Source organism: Pseudoalteromonas sp. SR41-4, from assembly GCF_014163985.1.
In the GTDB taxonomy this organism is placed as follows: domain Bacteria; phylum Pseudomonadota; class Gammaproteobacteria; order Enterobacterales; family Alteromonadaceae; genus Pseudoalteromonas; species Pseudoalteromonas rhizosphaerae.
In genome coordinates this window covers 17,003-43,008 of the sequence record NZ_JACJEI010000033.1, presented here as the reverse complement: position 1 = coordinate 43,008, position 26,006 = coordinate 17,003, and the positions used below count along the sequence as shown (strand labels likewise).

General features: G+C 38.9%; 18 protein-coding genes and 1 other RNA gene. 17 read left to right on the top strand and 2 right to left on the bottom strand.

The window, feature by feature from the left end; translation table 11 throughout:
* Positions 1–314: 314 nt before the first annotated feature.
* Complete coding sequence (locus tag H5180_RS19895; protein WP_149980787.1) at positions 315–1,217, top strand: DMT family transporter; 903 nt, start codon at positions 315–317, stop codon at positions 1,215–1,217.
* 40 nt (positions 1,218–1,257) lie between these two features.
* Here H5180_RS19895 and H5180_RS19890 read toward each other — a convergent pair whose 3' ends face one another.
* On the bottom strand, positions 1,258–2,136 hold the full coding sequence (locus H5180_RS19890) for an OmpA family protein (RefSeq protein ID WP_145237165.1): 879 nt from the start codon (positions 2,134–2,136) through the stop codon (positions 1,258–1,260).
* Positions 2,137–2,353: 217 nt separating this feature from the next.
* Between H5180_RS19890 and rnt the strand changes: the two genes are divergently transcribed.
* On the top strand, positions 2,354–3,049 hold the full coding sequence (gene rnt / locus H5180_RS19885) for a ribonuclease T (RefSeq protein WP_145237162.1): 696 nt from the start codon (positions 2,354–2,356) through the stop codon (positions 3,047–3,049).
* On the opposite strand, the gene H5180_RS19880 is transcribed toward rnt, so the two are convergent.
* The gene (locus H5180_RS19880; RefSeq protein ID WP_182758920.1) at positions 3,033–4,658 is read right to left on the bottom strand and encodes a DUF342 domain-containing protein; all 1,626 of its coding nucleotides are present in this window, start codon (positions 4,656–4,658) and stop codon (positions 3,033–3,035) included. The genes rnt and H5180_RS19880 overlap by 17 nt on opposite strands.
* A gap of 300 nt (positions 4,659–4,958) precedes the next feature.
* Between H5180_RS19880 and ssrA the strand changes: the two genes are divergently transcribed.
* The 15 genes from ssrA to H5180_RS19805 all read left to right on the top strand — a co-directional run bounded on the left by ssrA (position 4,959) and on the right by H5180_RS19805 (position 25,962).
* Positions 4,959–5,315: a transfer-messenger RNA gene (gene ssrA, locus H5180_RS19875) on the top strand.
* Positions 5,316–5,534: 219 nt separating this feature from the next.
* Positions 5,535–6,728, top strand: a complete 1,194-nt coding sequence (locus tag H5180_RS19870) for an integrase domain-containing protein (RefSeq protein ID WP_182758919.1) — start codon at positions 5,535–5,537, stop codon at positions 6,726–6,728.
* A gap of 392 nt (positions 6,729–7,120) precedes the next feature.
* Positions 7,121–7,333, top strand: a complete 213-nt coding sequence (locus H5180_RS19865) for an AlpA family transcriptional regulator (protein ID WP_182758918.1) — start codon at positions 7,121–7,123, stop codon at positions 7,331–7,333.
* A complete protein-coding gene (locus tag H5180_RS19860; protein WP_182758917.1) occupies positions 7,326–8,357 on the top strand; it encodes a replication initiation factor domain-containing protein in 1,032 nt (343 codons plus the stop codon). The genes H5180_RS19865 and H5180_RS19860 overlap by 8 nt, the downstream gene beginning before the upstream one ends.
* A gap of 528 nt (positions 8,358–8,885) precedes the next feature.
* Entirely contained in the window at positions 8,886–9,833 is a 948-nt protein-coding gene (locus H5180_RS19855) for a restriction endonuclease (protein WP_259399596.1), read from the top strand.
* A gap of 3 nt (positions 9,834–9,836) precedes the next feature.
* On the top strand, positions 9,837–12,731 hold the full coding sequence (locus H5180_RS19850) for an N-6 DNA methylase (protein WP_182758916.1): 2,895 nt from the start codon (positions 9,837–9,839) through the stop codon (positions 12,729–12,731).
* A complete protein-coding gene (locus H5180_RS19845) occupies positions 12,728–15,175 on the top strand; it encodes a class I SAM-dependent DNA methyltransferase (RefSeq protein ID WP_182758915.1) in 2,448 nt (815 codons plus the stop codon). Before H5180_RS19850 ends, H5180_RS19845 begins: the two co-directional genes overlap by 4 nt.
* Positions 15,176–15,461: 286 nt before the next feature.
* A complete protein-coding gene (locus H5180_RS19840; RefSeq protein ID WP_182758914.1) occupies positions 15,462–16,505 on the top strand; it encodes an Abi family protein in 1,044 nt (347 codons plus the stop codon).
* Positions 16,498–16,698, top strand: coding sequence for a hypothetical protein (locus H5180_RS19835; protein WP_182758913.1), 201 nt, complete (start codon positions 16,498–16,500; stop codon positions 16,696–16,698). The genes H5180_RS19840 and H5180_RS19835 overlap by 8 nt, the downstream gene beginning before the upstream one ends.
* On the top strand, positions 16,691–18,025 hold the full coding sequence (locus tag H5180_RS19830; RefSeq protein ID WP_182758912.1) for a restriction endonuclease subunit S: 1,335 nt from the start codon (positions 16,691–16,693) through the stop codon (positions 18,023–18,025). Before H5180_RS19835 ends, H5180_RS19830 begins: the two co-directional genes overlap by 8 nt.
* On the top strand, positions 18,018–19,025 hold the full coding sequence (locus H5180_RS19825) for a virulence RhuM family protein (protein ID WP_182758911.1): 1,008 nt from the start codon (positions 18,018–18,020) through the stop codon (positions 19,023–19,025). The genes H5180_RS19830 and H5180_RS19825 overlap by 8 nt, the downstream gene beginning before the upstream one ends.
* Positions 19,026–19,077: 52 nt before the next feature.
* The gene (locus H5180_RS19820) at positions 19,078–19,965 is read left to right on the top strand and encodes a DUF4145 domain-containing protein (protein WP_182758910.1); all 888 of its coding nucleotides are present in this window, start codon (positions 19,078–19,080) and stop codon (positions 19,963–19,965) included.
* Between the two features lie 18 nt (positions 19,966–19,983).
* On the top strand, positions 19,984–23,256 hold the full coding sequence (locus tag H5180_RS19815) for a type I restriction endonuclease subunit R (RefSeq protein ID WP_182758909.1): 3,273 nt from the start codon (positions 19,984–19,986) through the stop codon (positions 23,254–23,256).
* 16 nt (positions 23,257–23,272) lie between these two features.
* Positions 23,273–24,583: a hypothetical protein gene (locus H5180_RS19810; protein WP_182758908.1), complete on the top strand. Its 1,311-nt coding sequence runs from the start codon at positions 23,273–23,275 to the stop codon at positions 24,581–24,583.
* 266 nt (positions 24,584–24,849) lie between these two features.
* Entirely contained in the window at positions 24,850–25,962 is a 1,113-nt protein-coding gene (locus H5180_RS19805) for a hypothetical protein (RefSeq protein WP_182758907.1), read from the top strand.
* Positions 25,963–26,006: the final 44 nt, after the last annotated feature.

Below are 26,006 nucleotides of genomic sequence, written 5' to 3'. Positions count from 1 at the left end.
AAATCAAAGAAATTAAATGTAACTTATGATTTACAAGCCATCATTGTGAAGTCAGTTTTTGGTATAAAAACCACTCTAGCAGTTGACTTATTAACCAGTTCTGCTATTTCTATAAATTCAATTTATTATTAAGAATACTATTTACATGCAACAAGTTAACCGAGCCCTAACCATGCGCCCATGGCTGAATCTATCAGTTGTGCGCCCATTGCTGCGCTGCGGTTAAGTTGTTTTTTACTAACCGCGATTTCAAAGCGGTTAGTGCTGTATCTCCTTCCTCTTTGTTATCGCCACTTTGCTAAAAGGATCCGCTTGTGAGCGTTAAAGCATCATATTTTTTAATGGTCTTAATTTGGTCAACAACGCCTTTGGGAATTGTTTGGAGCAGTGAGTCTGTTACACCAACGCTCGCGGTATTGTTACGGATGTCGATAGGATTAGTGCTGGCTGCATTAGTTGTGGCGATTGCTAATATTCGTGTCCCTTGGCACCGTCGTGCGTGTTTTTTGTATGGTTATTCGAGTATCGGCATATATGGTGGCATGCTGTTGAGTTATATGGCAGCTAAAACAGTTCCATCAGGGCTGATATCATTAATGTTTGGTCTGGCACCAATTTTATCTGGTTTATTAGCACAGCGATTACTCAACGAGCCAAAATTCAGCGTTGTTAAACTAATTGCGTTAGCATTTGCGCTATTGGGGTTATTTTTGGTAAGTGAAAAACACATGCAAGGCTCATTGATGCAAATGCAGGGTTTAGCTTACGTATTTATGGCTGTGTGCTTTTTTAGTTTAAGTGGTGTGATGATCAAGCGAATAAAAATTGCTATTCATCCAATGGCGACCACATTTGGTGCATTAGTATTTGTTACGCCCTTATTTTTTATTACTTGGTGGTTGTTCGATGGTGAGCTCAATACGAGTACGTGGACAGTAAAATCACTGTGGTCAATTGTGTATTTGGGCGTGTTTGGCTCATTGGTTGGTTCGCTTGCTTATTTTCATGTGTTACAAAAATTACCAGCTAGTACCGTGGCGCTAACCACCTTGATCACACCAAGCTTTGCGATTGGCTTAGGGGGCTGGTTAAATAATGAAGCAATTGATCAACAATTACTTATTGGCGCTGTCATTATATTACTGAGCTTAGCGGTGTTTCAGTTTGGTGATGGTTGGTTGAAAAAAAGAGCCACGTTTAAAAAGCTTAACCCTTAACAACAGTCGTCATGTAGCTAAAAGGCATTACTTCTTTTAGCTACATTTTCTCAATTTGTATCACTAAGCGGCGGTTTTTATCGCGGCCCAAAATATTATCGTTAGTCGCTACGTGACGTTTTTCACCAAAGCCTTGCGTTTCAACTTTAGTTTCATCAATTCCTAGGCTCACCATATATTCTTTGATCGCTTGAGCTCGTTTTTTAGACAGCTCTAAGTTGTTCCAACGACCACCGTAGCTATCTGTGTATGAGTCAATCGAAATAGCCGCAATCGTCGTATCGTACTTTAAATACTCAGCAATTTTATCTAAACGTTGTTTTGATGATTTAGTAAGTTTACTGGTATTTGGTTGATAATTCATAATCGTGAAGGAAATATCTTCAAAGCTGTATGGCAGTAATTCATCGCGGCATTGTAAAAATGCCCAATAGGCTTGTTTAAAATTAATGTTCGATAAGCCAACGGCAATTTTATCGGCACTATTTTGCCAGTCTTGGTAATAAAAAGTAGGTTGGTAGCCTTTTTCAAGCTCGGTCAACATTTCCCATGCCGTTTTGTTACCCAGTTCGCCGTCAAATTTTCGTAGTAATTTCATGTCAGCAATATCACGTGCTGGTAAACCTGCTCGCCAGATTGGCGGGACTGCTTTTAAACCAGCAATACTGTAATTGTCAGGACGGACAACCATATCCAAGTTAAATAGCAGGTCTTTATTTTTGCTCGCGGTAGCGCTGAAAATAGCTTCGCCATAATATGGAACTTCATGATTTAATTGGCATTGTAAGCGAGTTGTTTTTACAACTTCCCATTGTGAGTTATCTGCCGTGGCTGTGTACTGGCGCATTGCAGCGCTGGCCGTATCTGAAAGGCATGCAGTTGCAATGCTTAGACTGATAAACAGCATTGAAAGCTTCATTACGGGATCTCCAACAATTTATTACGCCAATATCTTGGCAAAAGCTGCATTTACAGAGGCTAACAGTCATCAAGGTGTCGTTAGCTAGCTCTAGTTCTAGTTAAGTAAAGCAAGTTATATGCCTAAATGTAAGTGTTAATTTAATCTGTAAAGCGCTAGCCTAGCCACTATGATTTTTGACATAATAGCCAGCTTACTCTGGCAAACCAAGAATACTATGGCAAATACTGAACAAACTCTTTTCGCAAAACGCTTTCGTGGCTTTTTCCCGGTGGTTATTGATGTTGAAACTGCAGGCTTTAATAAAGTAACCGATGCACTGTTAGAAATTGCGGTGTCAGTATTAAAAATGGATGATGAAGGCCTACTCAGTATTGATCATACTGTGCATTTTCATGTTGAGCCATTTGAAGGCGCAAACATTGAACAAGCCGCTATTGATTTTAATGGTATTGATCCTTTCTCGCCATTACGTGGCGCAGTATCTGAAGAGGAAGCGATCAAAGAAATTTGTAAAGTGGTACGTAAAGCTCAAAAAGCTGCGGGTTGTCAACGTTCAGTCATAGTGGCTCATAATGCGGCGTTCGACCATGGTTTTTTAAATGCAGCAATAGAACGTAATAATATTAAGCGTACGCCATTTCATCCGTTTGTTAGTTTTGACACAACCTCATTAGCGGGTTTGGCACTTGGTCAAACGGTACTTGCTAAAGCATGTCGTGCAGCTGGCATTGAATTTGACAACAAACAGGCTCATTCAGCATTATATGACACCGAACGTACGGCAGAGCTATATTGTTTGATAGTTAATCGTTGGCAACAGCTGGGTGGCTGGCCTTTAGCTGCAGAAGTGCCGGAAGATGCAGAGCAAGCTGGTGACAACGAAGACTCAGCCGTTAAAACGACTGAGTAATTTTACCTTCGCTCATTTTAACTAAGTGGGGCGGATAAATACGCGAAAAGTGTTTTGAATCTTTTGCGATTTTTAGCTCCACACCGGGATGCATTAACTCATTAATTTTTAAACGGCTAGTAGCTAAAAGCTGTGCTATTTTTTGTTTTACTAGATGTTTTTTACGTTTGGTGTTGGCAATACGAATATTAATTTGTTGCTCGCTAGCACTAATTTTGTCTAAAAATAATTGTCGTTTTGCTGGTGCTGGAATTTTAACTGCTTTTTTACGTGCTTGCTTTAATGCTGCGGATTTAGTGGCTAACAGTTTTTCAAAATCGGCAATTTGCAATTGTTTTTGTCTCAAGTCATGCCAATACTGCGCGATGAAAACTCGGGTTTTTGTGCCCGATGGGGCACCTAGCTCTCCGGTTTCAATTCGCATGGCATCTAAAATATTGCCGCCAATAATTTTACCGCGCGGATTATTTGCTTTACCAACGCGGATCAACCGCCGAGCACTCAAGTCACAATGTAATGCTTGTCGTTCAATAAAGAGATCTTGTTCGCTATGAATATGGCAATACTGGGCATAGCCAATTGAAATAGTCCGAGCGGCTTTAATTTTGCAAGTAAACGCTTCGTCATTTTCACGCTTACGACCAATTGCACCGAGCATAATTGTGACCGCACTGGCACTTTCGATCTGGCCTGATTCAACAAATCCCAATACCGTGATATCACCACTGGCACGCACGTGCATACCATCTTTTATATCGCCACTGATAATTACGCTGCCGTCAAAATCAACATGACCGGTGCCAATATCAACATTATCAAAACACAACACGTCATCAACGCGCATGCCACGAGGGAGGGCGACAGGCACACCTTTACAATCTGCAATCAGTACATTGGGATTAGTTGGATCGAGTTTAGTGCCTTCAAATGGTTGCAATGGTAGATCTTTACCTGGTATGGCGGGCAGCACATCACCAAATACCGTATAACCATCTTCCCCAGGAGTTGCAGCAACACGCTGCATTAGAGGAGTGCCTGGTTTTACAGTGATGATCGCGCCTAAATTGCGCATATCGACCTTACCACCTTCTTTTGCTTGTGGACTCAATACACGATCTTGTGCTGTAGCGCACAAACGTACAAATTTAGCGTCGCTGCCTTCTTTTGGTCTACGACCATGAGCAACAATCGCTTTATAGGAAACACCCGCAGGCTTGTCAAATTGCTGACCTAAAAAATTGTCCAGTGCACGAGTGCTAATGCCATGTAATACGCCAGCATCAACGAGTGCTTCGCGAGCCTTGTCAATCGACATTAAGGCCCCACCTTTAGCAGTGGTTAATGTGGCTTCAGCGACCATATTTTTTTCATCAACCTGAATGAATATCGACGCATCGAGTGCACGAGCAACAATTAAAGAATCATCCTGATAGTTTTTGCTCGGTGAGAATAACTTACCAATATTTGCACTGACTATATCGAAATCAGCGAACGGGGACTGTTCGATTAACTCAATAAGTTGCGCGCTAGTCACTGGGAAACCACTATTTTTAGGGTGCTCAAGCAGTGACACAAAACCCGTTACAGGGTTATGTATAAACAACGACATTTATCGATTTCCTATGTAATATGCCTGTTTTTATTATTTTTATTTAGATGCTTTAATTTACATGCTGCTCGACTAAACCGTTTTTGGGTATTTTCAAACTAACACGCTGCTGAGCATAACCCCTAAGCAATGTTAAGTAAATGTTATTTTATTGTTTGGTGCAATGAAGAGGATTAACATATATTTGCATATTTAATCAGCAACGCCATAGCAATATAAAATAAAGCATAAAAGGGCCTTGAGTATCAGCGCGTTACTCGGTTATACTGGCTGCACGCTCTGAATGAGTTTACTAATTCAGGGGCTGATTAGGATTCGACGGAATTCAAGAAGCCCAAGGTGCATGTCGAGGTGCGGTTTGCCTCGTTAAAAAGCCGCAATTTAAAGTAATCGCAAACGACGATAACTACTCTCTAGCAGCTTAGGCTGGCTAGCGCTCCTTCCATGTATTCTTGTGGACTGGATTTTGGAGTGTCACCCTAACACCTGATCGCGACGGAAACCCTGGCCGGGGTTGAAGCGCTAAAACTAAGCGGCCTCGCCTTTACTTACCGTGTTTGTCCGGGACTTAAAGGTTAATTAAATGACAATACTAAACATGTAGTACCGACGGTCGAGGCTTTTCGGACGGGGGTTCAAATCCCCCCAGCTCCACCAATATAGTGTTCGGCAAGTGCCGAATACGTTCAAAAAGCCCTTAACTTTTAATGAGTTAAGGGCTTTTTTGTTTCTAAATGGTTCGAAGATGTATGGTACTATTCGGAACACTAAGTACCATTGCAAGTACCATAAACCGCTGAGAATAAACTTGTGGTACCAAAAAGCATTTTTACTATAAATTTCAGTTGATTGTAGCTAAGTTTAAGAAGGTAACTAATGGCAAAATTGATCAAACCTCTCAGCGACACCCAATTAAAGCGCGCAAAGGCAAAAGATAAAGATTATGAACTTGCAGATGGCAACGGTCTTTATTTAAGAATACGCGTCTCAGGTAATAAATCTTGGATATTCCGTTACTATCGCCCCTACACTAAAAAGCGTAATAATATGGTTTTGGGTGCATATCCTACAATCACACTTCAAGAAGCTAGAGTATTAAGAGAGCAAGCACGTGCGCTCCTTGCAAAAAGCATTGATCCGAAAGAGCAGGCCGAGCAAGAAAAAACCGATGTACTTAACGAAACTCAAAATACATTTAAATATGTTTCTGAGCAATGGTTTGATGTAAAGCGTGCATCAGTCAGTGAAGGATATGCTGAAGATATTTGGCGTTCGTTTGAAAATCACTTATTTCCACAATTAGCAAACAGACCGATTAATACATTAACAGCGCCCATGGTGATAGCTGTAATGAAACCGCTTGCATCAAAAGGTGTGCTTGAGCAAATTAGGCGATTAAGTCAACGAGTAAATGAAGTCATGACTTATGCTGTTAACGTGGGCTTGATCCAATCAAACCCGTTGGCAGGTATTCGCAGTGCATTTCAATCACCAAAACGAACTCACATGAGTACGATTGAGCCAGAAAGGTTGCCTGAATTAATGACAATGCTGAATCGTGCGAGCATAAAATACACGACTCGATGTTTGATTGAGTGGCAGTTACACACAATGTGCCGACCAATGGAAGCCGCAGCGGCTAAATGGTCTGAAGTCAACTTTGATGACGGGTTATGGATAATTCCTGCCGAGCGGATGAAAATGAGGAAGGAGCACAAAGTACCTTTGACTAAACAAACGCTTCATTTACTGGAATTAATGAAACCAGTTAGTGGCCACAGAGAGTATATTTTTCCTGCTGATAGAAATCCTCGAAGTCATACAAATGCGCAAACAGCTAATGCGGCAATAAAAAGGATGGGGCTTGAAGGTGCGCTGGTGGCCCATGGTATGCGTGCGCTTGCTAGCACCATTTTAAATGAGCAAGGGTTTGATCCAGACTTAATAGAAACTGCTTTAGCACACATAGAAAAAAACGAAGTCAGACGCGCTTATAACCGTGCACAGTATATCGACCGCAGACGAGAAATGATGGACTGGTGGAGCGAACACATAGCAAAAGCGAGTTAATAGTTAGCTCAGATGGAAAAAATCTGAGCGAGTAAAACCCTTTAAATCATGCCATATAATCAAGGCTACCTTTTGACAAAAAAGAGGCCTTGAACATCCTACTTATACCTCATTATTATCAATAGTAATTGTTTAGCCTACGTTTAAATAAATCTCCATGTAAATCCACGGTTTGTATGAGTTACTCCATTTCTTATTATTAGTTATTTAAAATCAATTGCTTGCTGTTATGTTTTTATGCCAAAGAAGTCGTTTTTCGATTTGTTCAATTTAAAAAAGTCTGAGCCTAGCAGCTAGGCTCGATTCTCAGACTTTTAATTTTTCTATTTAATAGCTCTCGAACTGATGCGATCACACTCGATCGAATCGAAATTAAAAATAGAGAAATTTACATGAATAAAGATCACTGTGAACAGCAAACACTTAGTATTGACCGTTTTGTTAGAGAAAAAGAATGCCAGCATATTACAGGGCTATCACGTACATCACGTTATGAGATGGAGCAGGCGGGTACGTTTCCAAAGCGAATTCAATTAAATAAAAGAACGACAGCATGGCGATTATCCGACATTTTAAACTGGATGGAGGCATGCATTAATGGATAATAAGATCATAAAAGGGGCATTAACACCGACAATTAATTCCAATAAAGTAAGTAAAAACAATATGCTTACAGTGTCTTATAAAGAGTCATTAACAAAGACAGATGGTCTTTTTTTAGTAAACAATAATATTAAAACACGAATTGATTATGTAACTATTAATTTAGTACTTGTTTGTAAGGACCAATTTGATGAGGTTATGCAAAAGCTCAAAGACTGGCTAAAGTCACTATTGATTAAAATCAGTCAGTTTAAGCCTAAGTTAAAACACTTTGATGATGGGCAATTACTTCACAGTTTTGATGTGGTTAAACAAAGTTGCGGTGCAATTAAATGGCCTAACAATAAAACAAGTATTCGATTAGAGCTAACAGGTTTTGCATGTGAGTTAATCAATTTAGATGACCGCTATTTTTTTCCGCTATTACAACTCGAGCAATTTGCTAAGTTGGACATTAGGCGAATTGATTTAGCGCTCGATGATTTAAGCGGTAAATACAACATACGTCATGTTCAAAAGTCGTTTAGTAAAGGTGACTACTCGCCTAAGTCCGGTACTGCGCCGACTCGACGGGATCTCAAATCAAACGAGGGGAGAACAATTTACATAGGGGCCAATAGCTCTCATAAAAAGATGGTTATTTATGAAAAGGGTAAGCAACTCAAACTACCTGTAAATGAGCCTTTTTACAAAGATTGGACGCGTCACGAATTACGTTTACAAGGTAAGCGGGCTCAACCGATACCGCTTGATATTTTTACATCACCAGACAGCTATTTTGTTGCAGCATACCCAAAGGCATATAGCCGCATGCTCAAGAGTGTTGAGCCAAGAGCGATTGTTCGAGAAGTAAAAGCACGTTGTAAAGTAACGCTTGATAAGCGGCTTTCACACTTACGTAACCAGTATGGGCCTACAATTATTCTTGCAAATCAAACAATGACAGAGACGGAAATTATAAGCTCCGTTGCACGATGTAGTAAAAGTAATCAACCATCGTTACCAATTGCACTACTTCAAAAATAAAAGACAGTTTTTTAGCCGTTTTTTCTGCTGATAAATGTTAGATCCTCGTTAGATTGGCGCTTTGTTCATGCCTGTTAGAGCCCTTGTGTATAAAGGGCTCAGAGGTGATTTATGACAATCTTATAGATAGAGTTTGCCATTTTTGTATATTTAAGGTGTTTTAAGGGGCAAATTTCAGCTCGTATAAGACCATTATTCATAGGATTTGGTACGCTAAAACTAGTAATTCCACTTCGCGTTTAAAATGAATCCGTTTGGCGTGTTTATTCACTCTGTAGGTTTAACTATTTGAATACTATTATTTTAAATTATTCATAGAGTGAATAATTAGCTAATTAAAATGACAAAGTTTTTGTCATTTGGCAAAGTTTGTCATAACGACAAATGTGGTTAAATCATCGAAATAGTCGCTGGCACGCAAAGATGAGACTAAAAGAGGGGAGGAAGTTGACTCATTTACCGCAAACAATTGCCCTACATAAGTAAATTACATAACATGCAGTTGTTTAGTTTTTGAGGGATCCAGCAATGCTGGCAAAAGGAAATATGACAGTACCTAACTATCAAGCGTTTATGCAGCCTTTACTACAGGTGCTTAAATTGCATTACCCACAATCATTAAAGCTTAGTGAAATTGATAGCCAAGTTTATTCATTGTTACAATTAACAGTGCAAGAGTTAAAACAACGTATCCCCAGTGGTAAACAAACCTATGCCTATCATCGTTTAGGCTGGGCTAAAACTTATTTAGTACAAGCGGGTTTAATTGAGCAACCGAAAAGAGCCTTTTGTAAGATCACTCAAAAAGGGCTAGTGGCTATCGAGTCTGGTGAGCCAATCAATAATCAATACTTAAGTAAGTTTGCAGCTTTTATTGATTTTAAAACACGTTCTAAAGACGAAAGTGAACCTGCACAAGCAAATTCCACCAGCATAGTAAGCAATAACTCAGACAAAACCCCAGAAGAACTGATTGAAGCCGCGATAGATACCCTCAATACCAATTTAACTGACGAAATACTAAAAGCGATATTAGCAGCATCCCCCGTATTTTTTGAAAACTTAGTTGTCGATTTAATGCTAGCTATGGGTTATGGCGGTTCGCGCAAAGATGCAGGGCAAGCCACGCAATACACGCAAGATGGTGGTATTGATGGGGTGATCAAAGAAGATAAGCTCGGCCTCGAAATGATATACTTGCAAGCCAAACGTTACACCAATAAAACAGTTGGTCGCCCAGATATACAAGCCTTTGCGGGTGCGCTTGATATGCACCGCGCTAAAAAGGGCGTATTCATCACCACCAGCAGTTTTAGTAAAGATGCCCTCGAATACGTAAGCATGATAGAAAAACGAACAGTGCTGGTGGATGGCGCACAACTAACCGAACTCATGCTTACTCATAATTTAGGTGTAAGCACTAAACACATATTTGAAGTAAAAGCGCTTGATAGCGATTACTTTATGGAAGATTAGTTTATGGAAAAAAATGGAAGATCAAATGCAATTGCTGCAAAACTTTGGTCAGTAACTGATTTGCTTCGCTCAGGAGGTTTTAAACAATCTCAATACGGTAGTGTTATTCTTCCCTTTACACTATTGAGGCGATTAGATTGCTTATTGGAAAGCACTAAATTAGAGGTTCTTTCTGAATATAAAGAAGCAAAGTTTGAATGTGCCGAAGATGATTTTCTCTTTCAAATAACGGGACTAAGCTTTTATAACACTTCTGAAATGAATTTAAATCAACTCAGTTACGAGAATAGAGTTAATGATTTAGAGTTTTACATTCAATCATTCAGTAAAAATGTTTTAGATATATTTAAGTCTTTCGACTTTTTTAATACTATACAAAAACTTAATTTAAGTAATCAACTTATTGATGTATCTGAGCGTTTCGCAAGTATAGATTTAGGTCTGGATGAAGTTAGCAATCAGGTAATGGGAGTTGTTTTTTCTGAACTTAGTCACCGTTCTCTAGAAAGCTCTTTAGAGGGGGCAAATGAACGATTAACTCCACAGGATATAGTTAAACTAACTACATCTCTGTTGTTCTCAGGAGAGGAAGATCAACTATCCTCAAGTAAGTTAATAAGGAGCTTATATGATCCTACAGTCGGCTCTGGGAGCTTTTTATCTGCTGCTATTGAACATACAAACTCAATAAATCCGCATCAGTTACTATCTACTTATGGGCAAGATGTCTCCTCCGAATCTTGTGCCATCGCAAAAGCTCGTATATTACTTAGCGGTCAAGAGCCCAATAATATAAAGTTAGGAAATACACTCACACATGATCAGTTTAGCAGTGCTAATTTTGACTATATAATATCTAACCCTCCCTTTGGTTTATCGTGGCAACCTTTTAAAGGCTCAATTGAGATTGAGAACAAATCTTTAAATAGTACAAATAGGTTTAAAGCCGGGCTACCTAGAGGTAGTGACTCAACACTGTTGTTCATAATGCATGTCATTAGTAAACTCAGACCTAAAGCTGATGGCGGTGGTAGAGCATGTGTTGTGGTCAATAGTTCTTGTTTATTTACAGGTGATGCAAATAGCGGTGATAGTGCAATCAGGCGAGCTATATTAGATGACGATTTATTAGAAGCAATCATCGCATTACCTGAAAATATGTTTTTTAATACATCCGTTCAGCCTTATATTTTAGTCTTGACCAACAAGAAAGCGATTAATCGAAAAAATAAAGTCCAATTGATTGATGGTAGTGTGATGGGTTTAAACTCAAGAAAAAGAGTAGGTATGAAAAATACCTATTTAGACACAAAGTCTATCACGGACTTACTAGAAAAATACGACTCTTTTAAAGGTGGAGAAAACTGCAAAGTTCTAAGTAATGACGACTTCTGTTACAGGCAAGTTAAGGTAGGGCTGAGTAGTCGCAAGTTTGAATATGAAAGAGTTCCTTTAAACACTGAAATTGATACTTATTTACTGTCAACCCTAGATGATATCCATGAAGGCTATGAAATAGATAGAAGTTATATTGATTCAAAAGACGGTCAAATGGGAAAGCTGGGCGTAGAATTCTCATTTGATTTGTTGAGTAGTGACATAAGTATTCAAGGAAGAGAGTTTAGATATTTTTTTCAAGAAACTGATGCAGATGATATAGGTTGGGATATTGCAATTTCTAAAAGATGGCATCAAGTTGTATTTAATGACTATGGCGCATCTATCTCAATTGATAAAAGCAAATACAATTTTTTCAAATTTAATGTCAATTTTGATATTGATTATCTCAAACTTTTTTTTCAAAGCGAAAAATGGAAACTGTGGTTAGTAACATATAGAACAAATGGAGTTGCGAGCTCTCCTCAAAAGTATTCTACTTTAAGAAAAGTTATCAACTTCCCAGATTTAAAAGAACAGCAAGAAATAGCTTTAATTTTGAATGAAAGTTCAAAATGGAGAAAAAAATTAATTACTTTAGAGCAAGACTTATGGAGAGAAGAAAAGAGTGATTATCGTTTTGAACGTTACAGATTACCTGTTGATAAGGGATTACATTCAAGAGTTTTAGATGTCGCACCTTATCCGCTTGCTAATATAATGCATCATTATGGGAGTATCAGTGAGTCGGATTATAAAGCCCGATATGAGTTACTACTGAAGTTATTTGAATGCTTAGCTATTTTTTCAAATTCATTAGCTTTAGGCTTTATAGAAAAAGAGCTTAACCAAGATGCGGTCCTGAGTATCTTGAAAACACAAAAACGCTATCTTAAAAACGCAACGTTTGGTAATTGGAATAATTTACTAAAGCTCTTAAAAACAAAAGCTGAAAACTTACCTCAAGAAAGCTTACTGATAAATATCATATTCAGTGAAAAACTTGCGAAGCTGTTTGATGACGCTGTTATTATTAGAAATGAAACATCGGGTCATGGTAGTTACCCAACAAAATCTGCCGCAAGAGATACCTTTAAGTTAGTGGATAATCTCTATCTCGATTTTTTAGATATGTTTTATGATGTGTTCAACGATTACTGTTTAGTTCGTCCAATTTCAGGTGTTTGGGATGGAAATGATCATGCATATGAATTAGAAGAGTATAGTGGCTTGGGCTGCTATCCTTTTGGATTGAAAACACTATCATCAAAAACGCCATTCGTTAATGAAGAGCTCTATTTTGTTTCATCACAAAATAATGAGGATAAATTAAAGGTTTTTCCCTTTGTACGACTTATTGATCTTGAGGAAGACTCAGGGCTGGAGGCGTTTTATTTTTATAGTAAAGTACAAGAAAATGATGCTAGTAATACTTATGATTTCCTATTTATTTCACACCAGCAAGTACATAAACAAAAACAATTACACTCAGCTAACTGCATAGAGGCTATCTACTCATGAATACTACTTCAAATAACCAAGCTGCTTTTATCTGGTCAGTCGCCGATCTCCTGCGTGGTGATTTTAAACAGTCTCAGTATGGCCGTGTTATTTTACCTTTTACTTTATTACGCCGCCTTGAATGTGTACTTGAACCAACTAAAAATGCAGTAGTCGCTGAATTTGAACGTATTAAACCATTAAACTTGGCTGAAGAAGTTCAAGAAAAGTTTTTATTAAAAGCAACTAAAACGCCAGATGATGACAAAGGCTTAACCTTTTTTAATACCTCGCCTATGGATTTAGGCAAAATGGGGCAAGGTGATATTAAAGCCAACCTTGAACGTTATATTCAATGCTTTTCAGCCGATGCCCGCGAGATATTTGAACATTTTAAGTTTGATGAGTTTATAGGGCTATTAGATGACGCCAATTTACTTTTTAAAGTAGTTAAAAAATTCGCAACGACCGACTTAAGCCCGCAAGCTATATCTAATCACGATATGGGTTTAGTGTTTGAAGAGCTAATACGTCGCTTTGCTGAAAGCTCTAACGAGACTGCAGGGGAGCACTTTACCCCGCGCGATATCGTGCGTTTAACTACCTCACTGGTGTTTATGGAAGACGACGACGCCCTAACCAAAGAAGGTATTATTCGTACCATTTACGACCCAACAGCGGGTACTGGCGGCTTTTTATCATCAGGCATGGAGTACGTACATGAGCTTAACCCTAATGCGGTTATGCGCGCATTTGGCCAAGAGCTCAACCCTGAGTCTTACGCTATTTGTAAAGCCGATATGCTTATTAAAGGGCAAGACGTAAGCCGCATCAAACTAGGTAATACCTTATCGAATGATCAGCTAGCAGTAGATAAGTTTGATTACATGCTGTCTAACCCGCCATTCGGGGTAGATTGGAAAAAGATTGAAGGCGATATTAAAGACGAGCATACAATTAAGGGCTTCGGTGGTCGCTTTGGCGCAGGCTTACCAAGAGTGTCTGACGGTTCGCTATTATTTTTAATGCACCTTATTAGTAAAATGCGCGATGCCTCAGACAACGGCGGGCGTATCGGTATTATTCTAAATGGCTCACCTTTATTTACGGGCGGCGCAGGCAGTGGCGAAAGTGAGATTCGTCGCTATATTTTAGAGTCCGATTTACTTGAGGCAATTATAGCCTTACCTACTGATATGTTTTACAACACAGGTATTGCTACCTATGTATGGGTGTTGTCGAATAAAAAGTCGCAGCAGCAAAGCGCTGAGCGTAAAAATAAGGTTCAGTTAATTAATGGCGCTAACTTATGCGGTAAAATGCGTAAATCTCTTGGCTCTAAACGTAATATAATGAGCGAAGACGACATTAAAGTTATCACTCGCAGCTTTGGTAACTTTGAACAAGTAGAAACAAAAACACTTGAAGAGCTAGGCTTAGCCAAACCAACCGAAGCTAAAAGTAGCCGAGGTCGCCAAGCGGCTAACCCTAAAGCCGATGTAGCAAAGACCTTTGCCAGTAAAATATTTAATACCTATGAGTTTGGTTATCGCCGTATCACCATAGAGCGCCCATTAAGATTGTCAGCTCAAGTATCTGATAAAGCCATTGCATCACTTCGCTTTGCACCTAAACCTTACAGTGGTGCTATGATGGCGCTGTATGAAAAGTTTGGCACACAGTGGTCTACAGACAATTCAGGTGGTAGCTCGGGTGATAATCAATACGGCGATTTGAGCGCAGTTGAAATTGAAGCCAGAGCCATTATTAAAGCCGACTTCCCTGAGCTGAAAGAAAAGCAAATTAAAGATGTATTAGAGCCTAAACTTTGGTTATTCCAAAAATCACTCATGGAAAAAGCGAAGCAACTACAAACGCAATTAGGTGACGATGCTGGTGGTAAGCAGCTGCAATCAGACGACTTTAACCAGTTTGATATAACCTACACACAAGCGCTTAAAGCCTTAGATATTAAGCTCGAAACCAAAGAGAAAAAACAGCTGCTTGATGCCATTACCTTTAAAAACCCAGCGGCAGAATGCGTGGTTGATAAATTATTTAAAGGTTCAGCAGACCCACTACACGGCGCATTTCAATACCAAGGAAATGTAACAAAGTGGCAAGGTAAAGTAGTGACTTTCAAGCAAGATGGCGACCTACGCGATAACGAAAACGTCTCACTCAAAGAAGCTTATGCTGAGGGTGCACAGCAACCGAATATGACGACCAAAGAGATGGTTGAAAACTACTTTAACCGCGAAGTAGCCCCGCACGTAAGCGATGCATGGATTAACGCCACCAAGTGTGATGATAAAGACGGTGAGCTAGGTATCGTGGGTTACGAAATACCGTTTAACCGCCATTTTTATGAGTACCAGCCACCACGTAACTTAGCTGAGATTGATGCAGAGCTAGATGCTGTGAGTAATGACATAATGAAATTGTTGCAAGAGGTGCATTCGTAATGAAGTATTGTGATCTTAAGTCATCTAATATAGTGACTTTGCAGCTAAGACTAACCTCATGGTGGATTAAAACCCAACAAATAACTATTATTAATTTACTATTGTTATTGACCTTATCGTCATTAAAAACTAATATAATACGTAATATACCCGCCAAGCCTATGTGCTTTGATTTATCAAAATTCATGCTGAAATTGTGCGGGTTTTCTTTTTTCTACGCCTTAATAACTTCCTCCCATTTAAAACATACATGCCATCTAGTAAAAAGTTTTGATAGGGAATTGATGTGATCCCATTTTTTAAACCCTCGATTAGCCTTGATGAGCAAATAGCGTTACTCCAGCAACGTGGGCTAAGTATAAAAGAGCCTGAACGAGCTAAACATTATTTAGAGGTTATTAGCTTTTTTAGACTATCAGCCTATATGCGGCCTTTTCAAAAGTTACACGATGAAGAGCACCCATTTAATGAAGGCAGTGAGTTTAAACAAGTGGTTGCTTTGTATGCTTTTGACCGAGAGCTTAGGCTGTTAATTATGGATGCGGTTGAGCGCATTGAAGTTGCTACCCGCTCCATGTTTAATAATGTTATGGGCCCAAAGTATCAAAAAGATGATGAGCCTTATAGTGGCTCTCACTGGTACATTGACCGCAATCACTTTAATCGCAATTATGATCATAATCGATTAATTAAATCATTAAGTGATAAGCAGGACAAAGAGCGTGGCATTTTGGCAAGAGAGACCGCAAAAATTAATAATTCGCCGCAACATACCCCCGAAAAAAAAGCGGAACTAATTAATCTAAAGCAACGTGAAAACTATTGCCGATACTATGTGAGCCATTATAACGAGCCTAATTTACCACCATGTTGGGCTGTAATTGAAGAGCTAACGCTGGGTGAGCTTTCTCATTTATATAAAGGGTTAGTTAAAGACTCCGACAGAAAAGCTATCGCAAAGCGCTTTAATGTTCCTCAGGATAAATTTGCGAGTTGGTTACATACTCTTACCTTTATCAGAAATTGTTGCGCGCATCATGCTCGCTTGTGGAATAGGGAGTTACCTATTGCACCTAAGCTACTAAGAGACGCAGAATGGCAGTTACCCACAGCGTTACCTAATAGCCATATACAGCCTGCAAAACGCTTATATTCAGTTTTATTATTGCTGGCACACCTAATGAAAGAAGTAAGTCCCGATAGTCAATGGACAGACAAGCTTGTTCAATTAATAGTTAAGCACCCAGAAGTACCCGTTAGAAATATGGGGTTTCCTGAAAATTGGGCAACGCATCCATTTTGGGCTTTGAAGGATGATGAGAATGCATAAAAACAAACACCTAAAATCACAGCAAACAGCAGAATATAAGCAATGGCTTACTGAGCTTAAACATAAAGTGGCATTAAGCCAGCAAAAAGCCGTTGTTAAAGTGAATGCCGAGCTTTTAGCCCTGTGCGGGCAATTGGGCAACAACTTGTTGCCCAATTGGTTTAAATCTCAACTTGGAGGTTCGCATGAATGAGTTAAAAGCTGGAAAATATCAGGCATATCCTGAGTATAAGGATTCTGGGGTTGAATGGATCAGAGATATTCCGTCAGGGTGGGAATTAAAGCCAACTTTTGCTCTTTTTGATCAGACAGCGCATAAAAACTTAGACGGCGTAGAAACTAATGTTTTATCACTTAGCTACGGCCGAATAGTTAAACGTGATGTAGAGAAAAACTTTGGATTATTACCAGAATCATTTAATACATATCAAATAGTTAATTCAGGGGATATTATTCTACGATTAACTGATCTTCAAAATGACAAGCGAAGCCTTCGTGTAGGTCTGGCTAAGCAAAATGGGATTATCACATCTGCATATTTAAAACTTGCAACAAAGTCGGAATTGAACTCGCGCTTTGTTTACAGGTTACTTCATTCATATGACACGACAAAAGTATTTTATGGCATGGGTGGAGGCCTACGCCAGTCTATGAAATTTGAAGACTTTAGAAGACTACCAATACTCGTACCTGCACTTGAAGAACAAATCCAAATCGCCAACTTCCTCGATCACGAAACGGCTAAAATCGATACCTTGATCGAAAAGCAGCAGCAACTGATTAAGCTATTAAAAGAAAAGCGCCAAGCGGTGATAAGCCATGCAGTGACTAAAGGCCTTAACCCACAAGCCCCAATGAAAGATTCGGGTGTCGAGTGGTTAGGTGAGGTGCCAGCTCATTGGATTGCTTCAACTTTAAAACATTATAGCGAGGTTATTGACTGTAAGCATATAACTGCAGAGTTTTTTGATGATGGCATCCCTTTAGCGAGTATTAGTGAAGTTAAAAAATGGTTTGTAGATTTATCAACAGCAAAGTATACGAGTGAAAAGTATTATAATGAACTTATTGGTGGAGGCCGAGAACCCAAGGTTGGAGATATCATTTATAGTCGAAATGCAACTGTTGGCGAAGCCGCTATTGTAAGCGAAGGGCTTCCCCCATTTGCAATGGGGCAGGATGTTTGTTTGATCAGACTATCTAACGGGTTACTTCCTTTGTTTGCTATGTATGTTCTTCATTCCGGTGTAATAAGTCAGCAATTAGAACTAGCAATGGTTGGTTCTACATTCAAAAGAATAAATGTTGATAATATTAGAAACTTCGCATTCGTAATACCACCATTATCTGAACAAGATCTAATAGTCAGTGAATTAGAAGCGCTAACTTCGAAATATGATGTGCTTATTAACAATTCAACTAATGCTATTGAATTGATGCAAGAACGCCGCACGGCCTTAATCTCTGCTGCAGTTACAGGCAAAATAGACGTGCGTAATTGGGAGCATCCAAATGATTAATAATGTTACGCCGCCGCTTGGTCAGTTTATTTTATTTGAAACAGATGAAGGCCAAACCAAGGTTGAATGTCGTTTTGAGGCCGAGACGTTATGGCTGACTCAAGCTGATTTATGCCTGTTGTATGGCAAGTCAAAAGCGACCATCAGCGAGCACATTACTAATATATTTAACGAACAGGAATTGGCTGAAAATTCAGTTGTTCGGTTATTCCGAATAACTGCCGAGGACGGCAAAAACTATAATACTAGGCACTATAATTTGCCGTTAATTATTGCAGTAGGTTACCGCGTGCGCTCTAAGCAAGGCACTAAATTTCGCCAGTGGGCAACAGGAACATTACAAGAGTACCTAACCAAAGGTTTTGTAATGGATGACGAGCGCCTTAAAAACCCTGATAACATGCAGTACTTTGATGAGCTGTTAAACCGCATACGCGACATACGTTCATCAGAGAAAATTTTCTGGCGTAAGGTGTGCGATATATACGCCACCAGCATAGATTACGATGGCAAAGCACAAACCAGTGTCGACTTTTTTGCGAAAGTGCAAAATAAAATGCATTGGGCTGCACATGGTAATACCGCAGCAGAGCTCGTGTTTAAACGAATTGATGCCGACAAACCTCATTTAGGCTTAACCAGCTTTGCAGGCACAGAACCAACCCGCAAAGAGGTGGTTACAGGCAAAAACTATTTAGACGAGAAAGAACTCGATACTTTAAATAGATTGGTTAATTCCTACTTAGAATTTGCAGAGCTGCAAGCCCGTAATGGTAAACTAATGAAAATGGCAGACTGGGCAAGCAAGCTTGATGACTTTTTGCGCTTAAGTGACTATGAAGTGCTTAACCATGCTGGCAATATTTCACAGGCACAAGCGACAGAAAAAGCAAAACAAGAATACGATAAGTACCGTAGAGTTATTGATGCTCAGCCATCAAAGGTTGATTTAGACTTAGCCAATGCACTCAAACAGCTGCAGGGTAAACCTGAAAAGTAATTTAAATAAATTTTGCACATAAAGTAAAAAATAACAAAGGGATAGAAAAGTAATGGATATAGAATTATGGAAAAGGATTTCAGGCTTTATTGACTTAGATAGTTACCCTGAGCTGCCTTGTCCTCATTGTAATCAGTATTCACTAAAGTTAAGCAAAGAAAGTGTTCAATCTCGGCCTGTTAATAAAGAACACCTACTTATTACCAGTCGAAAATACCGATTTGAAAAAGAGAGAAAACAGGCTTTAATCGATAAAAGTCGCGAAGTAAGTAACAAAAGTGAAGGTCTTCTTATCCCATTGCTTCTAACTTTTACAAACGCTTATGCCGAGGCTGTTGAGCCTACAAATGGTAATACTTTTATATTTAACAGTTTTTTTGAGTGTGCGAACTGTCAACAGAATATAAGTGCTTCAGGAATGTTATTGGAGCATCAAACTGGCATGAGTCAGTCATCATCAAAGGCTAGACAAATAAAAGTTGAGCATTTTTCTCCATCTATTTTTATATTTCCGATCTCAGAAAATGTTCCCAAACATATAGCTGAAGAGTTACTAGATGCATTTAAACACTTTCATTTTGATCCTCCATCGTCAGCCTCTAAATTAAGACGGGCAATTGAAAACTTTTGTAAGGATATGCAGGTTGAGGGTAATAACCTTGGGCGAATGATCAAAAGTTTGGAGAAAACCCATCCTGAAGAGGCTAAATACCTTGATGCCTTGCGACAGATTGGTAACGAGGGGACGCATGGCTCTGATGTAGCTGAGCTCGATTTGCTATACGCTTTTCAAGTTTTCCAGTTTGTTTTAGAGCTTTATGATCGAAATGCTCGCTATAACGAACTCACTCATGTGTATGACAAGTTGGCTAAAAAATATGAGAAAAAGAAGCAGCCACAGCAGCTCCCCAAGCTTGAACAATTAGATAATACTAAATAACAAAATAAGAATAAAATCATGAATGATGTAACTCAAGAACGTATTTTTCAAGATGACATAATTAGCCAAATGGTTGCAAATGGCTGGGTTGAAGGCAAAGGTGTTGGCTATAACTGCGAAACCGCTTTGTATGAACAAGATGCACTGGCCTTTGTTAAAAACACCCAACCAAAAGAGTGGCAAAAACTGTGCAAGGTATTCCCTAATGACCCTGAACGCCACTTTTTAGAAGCGCTGGTGGCACAGCTTAAAAAAGCAGATATAAACGCCACAGATAAAGCCTCACGCACATATGGTGTATTAGGTGTGTTACGCCATGGTTTAAAAATTCGTAATGCGCGTTTTGAACTGTGCCAATTTAAACCAGAGCATAACTTAAACCCAGAAACCTTAGCGCGTTACGAGCAAAACACTTGTCGTATAGTGCAAGAGTTAGTGTATAGCCCGTATGCCAATGCAGAGCACTTAGCTGCAACAGGTAGCAAAGCCAAGAGCTGGCGCATAGATTTGGTGTTATTTGTAAACGGCTTACCTGTATCAACTCTTGAGCTTAAATCAGAATTTAAACAAGCGGTTGAAAATGCGATTAAGCAATACAAACAAACTCGCTTACCTAAAGACCCCGCAACTAAAAAGCCAGAACCACTGCTGACCTTTAAGCGCGGTGCATTAGTTCACTTTGCCGTAAGCCAGTATGAAGTGTATATGACCACTAAGCTTGCGGGTGACGACACTTTGTTTTTACCCTTTAACAAAGGCACAAGCGAAGGTGGTGCAGGTAATGATATACCTGAAGACACTAACCGTTATGCAACCGATTACTTGTGGAATGAAGTATTAGTGCCTAAAAACCTGCTTAACATTTTAGGTAGCTTTGTACACTTGCAAATAGAAGAGTTTGAAAATTGGGAAGGGCTAAAAGATAAAAAAGAAACGCTTATTTTCCCGCGCTATCACCAGTGGGATGTAGTAAGTAAGCTTATTGAGGCTGCAATTGAAGAGGGCACAGGCAACAAGTATTTAGTGCAACACAGTGCAGGCTCAGGTAAATCAAACTCTATTGCTTGGACAGCCCACCAGCTTTCTACCTTGTATGACGAGCAAGGTAATAAACAGTTTCATTCAGTGATTGTTGTAACAGACCGAACGGTACTTGATGATCAGCTGCAAGATACTATTTATCAGTTTGAGCATGCAGATGGTGTAGTGGGGCGAATTAACAATAAAGAAGGTGATGGTTCGAAATCAGAAAAGCTTGCTAGTGCACTTGAAAACGCTCAGCCTATTATTATAGTAACCATTCAAACCTTCCCGTTTGTATTGCGTGCTATAGAGAACAGCACCAGCTTAAAAGAGCGCAGCTATGCGGTTATTGCCGATGAAGCTCATTCATCACAAAGTGGCTCTACTGCTCGACAGTTAAAAGAAGTGCTGATGACTGAAGAGATTGACGATGATGTTGAGTTATCGTCAGAGGATATACTCGATGCTACCGTTGCAGCCCGCCGAGGTAGTGCAAACCTTAACTACTATGCGTTTACTGCCACACCTAAAGCAAAAACAATAGAGCTGTTTGGTCGATTACCTAACCCAGAACTACCTCCATCAAAACAAAATAAGCCAGTGGCGTATCACATATATTCAATGCGCCAAGCAATAGAGGAAGGCTTTATATTAGATGTGCTTAAAAATTACACTAACTATAAGGTGATGTACCAACTTGCTCAAAAAATAGCAGCGGCAGATGAAGAGGTTGATAGTAAAAAGGCAACCGTAAAGCTTAATCAATGGGTGCGCTTACACGACCATAATATATCGCAAAAAGTTAAAGTGATTATTGAACACTTTAAAGATAACGTAATGGGTTTATTAGGCGGACAAGCTAAAGCCATGGTAGTCACTGGCTCACGTAAAGAGGCTGTACGTTATAAGCTTGCATTTGATAAGTATGTAGCAGAAGCGCTTGCAGAGCAAAAAACAGGTTACTCGACAATACGCGCTATGGTGGCATTTTCAGGCGAAGTTGAATTTACCGAAAGTGACCCCGATAGCGCTGCATTTTTAGATAAAAAGTTTACTGAAAAAAATATGAACCCTGAGCTTAAAGGCCGCGATATGCGCAAAGCATTTGATAGTGACGATTACCAAGTAATGCTGGTGGCTAATAAGTTTCAAACAGGGTTCGACCAACCAAAGTTATGCGCTATGTATGTAGATAAAAAGCTAGGTGGTGTTGAGTGTGTGCAAACCCTGTCGCGATTAAACCGTACTTACCCAAGTAAAGCGCAAACAGGCACGTTTGTACTGGACTTTTTTAATGCCCCAGAAGACATACTAGAGGCATTTCAACCTTACTATCAAACTGCAGAGCTTGCTGATGTGACTGACCCGCAGATTGTTTTTGATTTATTTGAAAAACTGCGTGCTAGCGGCATATTTTTATGGACTGAGGTTGAGCAGTTTTGTGCGGCTTTTTTCACTAAAAATAAATCAAATGCGGCAATTAGCAATATTATTCACCCAGCTAAAGAGCGTTGGCAAAAGCGTTACGCCTCAGCAATTGAGGCGTATATAAAAGCCAAAGAAATGTTTGAGCGCACCAAAAAGACTGAAGACGCAGTGTTAATAGCTAACGCAGAAACAAGCTTTAAAGAGTGTAAACAAGAAAAAGACCGCCTAGAGATATTCAAAAAGGATTTAGGCAGCTTTACCCGCTTTTACGAGTTTATGTCGCAGCTGGTGGAGTACGACGACAAAGAGCTTGAAAAGCTAAGCTTATTCGCCCGCCATTTACGGCCACTGTTACGTGAAAAAGTAGTGACCGAAGATGAACTTGATTTAGACAACGTAGTAATGAGCCATTACCGCCTATCAAAAATACGCCAGCAGGATATTCAGTTAAAAGAAGGTGATCCTGATTACAAGCTAGAGCCAAGTAATGACGTGGGTAGTGCCAAAGCGAAAGATAAAAAAGAGGCGTTTTTATCGCAAATAATCGACAAGCTTAATGAGGTTTTTATTACTGATAACCTAACAGATAAAGACATGCTAAATTATGCCTTTACAGTGCGCGATAAACTAAGCGAAAACGCCTCTGTAATGAGCCAGATTGCAAACAACAGCCCAGATCAAGCCATGCTAGGTGATTTCCCTCAAGCAATGGACGACGCCATTTTAGGAAGCAGTGATGCCCACCAAGAACAAATGATGCAGCTGCTGTCAGATCCAGCAAGAAACCAACAATTTGCGCGAGTGATATTTGATATGTTGAGTGGGTTTAAAAAATCATAGGCTTTCAGGAGTTGAAATGGTACAGGATTTAATTAAAGGCTGGTTTAGTGATAATAAAGTGAAGATCACAAGCCCTGTTTTAGGCGCTTTTGTGGGGGCGTGGGTTTTATTCAATTGGAAATACTTTCTCTTATTATTTTGGGGAAAAGGAGACCTTGAAGTTAGGCTTTTAGCTTTCGAAGAGATAATTATACCTTCAAACTTAAGCGTATGGCTGTGGCCTTTGCTAGTGGCATTGATATACGCGTTTGGTTTACCGTATTTGAATGTTTTAAGCCATAAATTACTTAAAAGAGCGGAAGAATGGCGACACAGCGAGGTTGTTGGTATTGATATAATAAAGGCTAAGAAAAAAACGGAATTGAACGAAGTAATATACAAAGGAGATCCTGCCAACCCGTACTTAGGGAAAAAGTTAGAAGCCGAGTTAAAAGAGCTTGAAGCTAGAGCGGATACAAAAAGAGCTGAGGCTAACAGTAAAAAGGTTAAGCTGGAAGAGCTAGAAGCTCAGAAAAAGGCGTCTATAGCAGAACAAAAGAAATTAGAGTTAGAAGCTGAGCAGGAAGAATTAAAACTCAAAGATTTAAGAAGACGAGATGAAAGAGAAAAGCTGGCTCAAGAACGAGCAAAAGCCCATCACCACCAAGAGATATTAAACGCAAGGTTCCCGACCGCTTACGTTTTTCTTAAATATTTATCAGAATCTTTTATTGAAGATGAAGTAAATGCGCCTATAGATTTTATGATGGATTGTTTAGTGATTTGCTTCGGTTATAGAAATAGTGACGAGCTATTAGTAGATGATGATTTTTCATTATCTCAGTTACAGGAGCTTTCATGTGTTGCATATAGCAATTCAACAATTCTCAAAGCTCTTTCTGAGCTCATTAAAAAGTCAAGAATAAACGTAACAGCAGAAGAAGTTTTTGATCACTTGGTTCAAATGTTTGAAAATATGGATACTGTCAGATTTATGTCTGATGATTTGTTCAAAGATTTAGCAAGTGAGTTTGCAGGTGATTCAGATAATTATGATTTATTATTACATGAGGATTCTGTTACAGGGTCAATGGCAGAAACTAATGCTGAGTTTGAGTTTGTTGAAGATGTTCATGTTATTGGGGTTGAAGAAAGACAAGATGGAGAGGTATCTATTAAGATGGGCGCAACAGTTTCAGGTACAAGCAATGAGGATAAGATGTTTTCTGGTGATTCAATAGATGTAGTTTTTAGCCTAGCTTTTTATCCAACTATTGGTGGAAATGGGTATTCTCAACCAGAGATTGAAAATGTAAGCTCCTCTGTGAGCGATAGTTGGAGAGAGTAAATTCATATTATCTATAAATATTTCGAGTTCTTGGCAGAGTATAGAATTAAGTAGTTAAAAACTGGGCTTCCCATAGTTTGCTAAACACTAAGTACGCGGTATTGTAATTTCTGATAAAAAGTGCTTAATGGACAAAGGTAAGAGCTTTTTATTAATTTAAACTCAGTGCTGTTTAACAAACTACTGAGTAAGGGCATCAGCATAAGAGTTCCATTATTTTGATATTGGAAAGGAAAATATCGAAGCTTAGTTAGAAATAAACCGTATTGAATCAAATTTCCCGCTTCAAAATTGAGCGATTAATCGCAGAGATAGCCATGGCTTACAAACTAAAGTTAGAGGATTTAAATTACTATATCCCGAGACATGATGAGATAAGACCTCAGCAAACTTTATGGCTTGCAAATGAAGTTTACCAAAATTCAAATGTTCATTTGGTTACTGACATAACTGTAGATAGAGAGGTAACTTTATATATTGATGAGCGTTTTATTAAAAGTATGACATTTGTTGGTGGTGTCCTTGTTGATAATAGTTTTGTCTCAGCAATTGCAGGTTTCGTTAAACAGTTTAAATATAAATTCAGGCCAGAACTTGAGCCTGAGGAATGGTTGATTAAAGGAAGCGGTAATTGGATACATGATGATCAAGAATTTAAAGAAAGTAAAATGGAGGCATTAACAAGATGGATATTGTGGTCAAAGGCATTAGAAAAACATAAGCTAAATTTTGATTTCCATTCTGCTACAGTTTTAAATAAAAAGTATAATTTCAAGTCAAGGAATAAGCGAGATAAAAATATTGAAAAATTTGAGGTTCTGTTTGACTCTATTTTTTCATCATTAAAAGCTTACCATAATGCAAAAATAACAGTTATTACAGACAATATTGAAGGTGCACAAAAGTTAGCATTTTATAAGTCTATAGAAAAAGCTAAGTTACATTATGAAATCAATGGTCAAATCCTTAAAAAAGACGATTATGGAAGCTTTGACTCATGTCTTATGCAATTTGTTGATATGAACATATATCCAATGAGCCGTTTTCTCATGCCTCAGAATAACAATATTTTGATGGACTTTGAAAATTTCGCTATTGAACATGTAAACGGCACTATTCATAATACATTGAAGGAGAAAGGTAAGCTTTACGTTCATTATTTGGCTGCTAAATATAATATAATGAGTACGATGTTCCATGTGTTACGGCATTCAATAAGGAAAAATCAGTACTTTTCTCGTCAACAAGAAGCAGAATCATCTTGTCACTTATTATCTAATAGGGTTCATTTGAATTTTGGAGCGTTAGTTGATAGGGAAATTCATAGGTTCTGCAATAATCCTCAAAATGCTAAGTTCATGGATTTATCAAAACTTTAATTTTCCAAGGGTAAATATCATAGTGGCATAGTGGGTACGGCTTT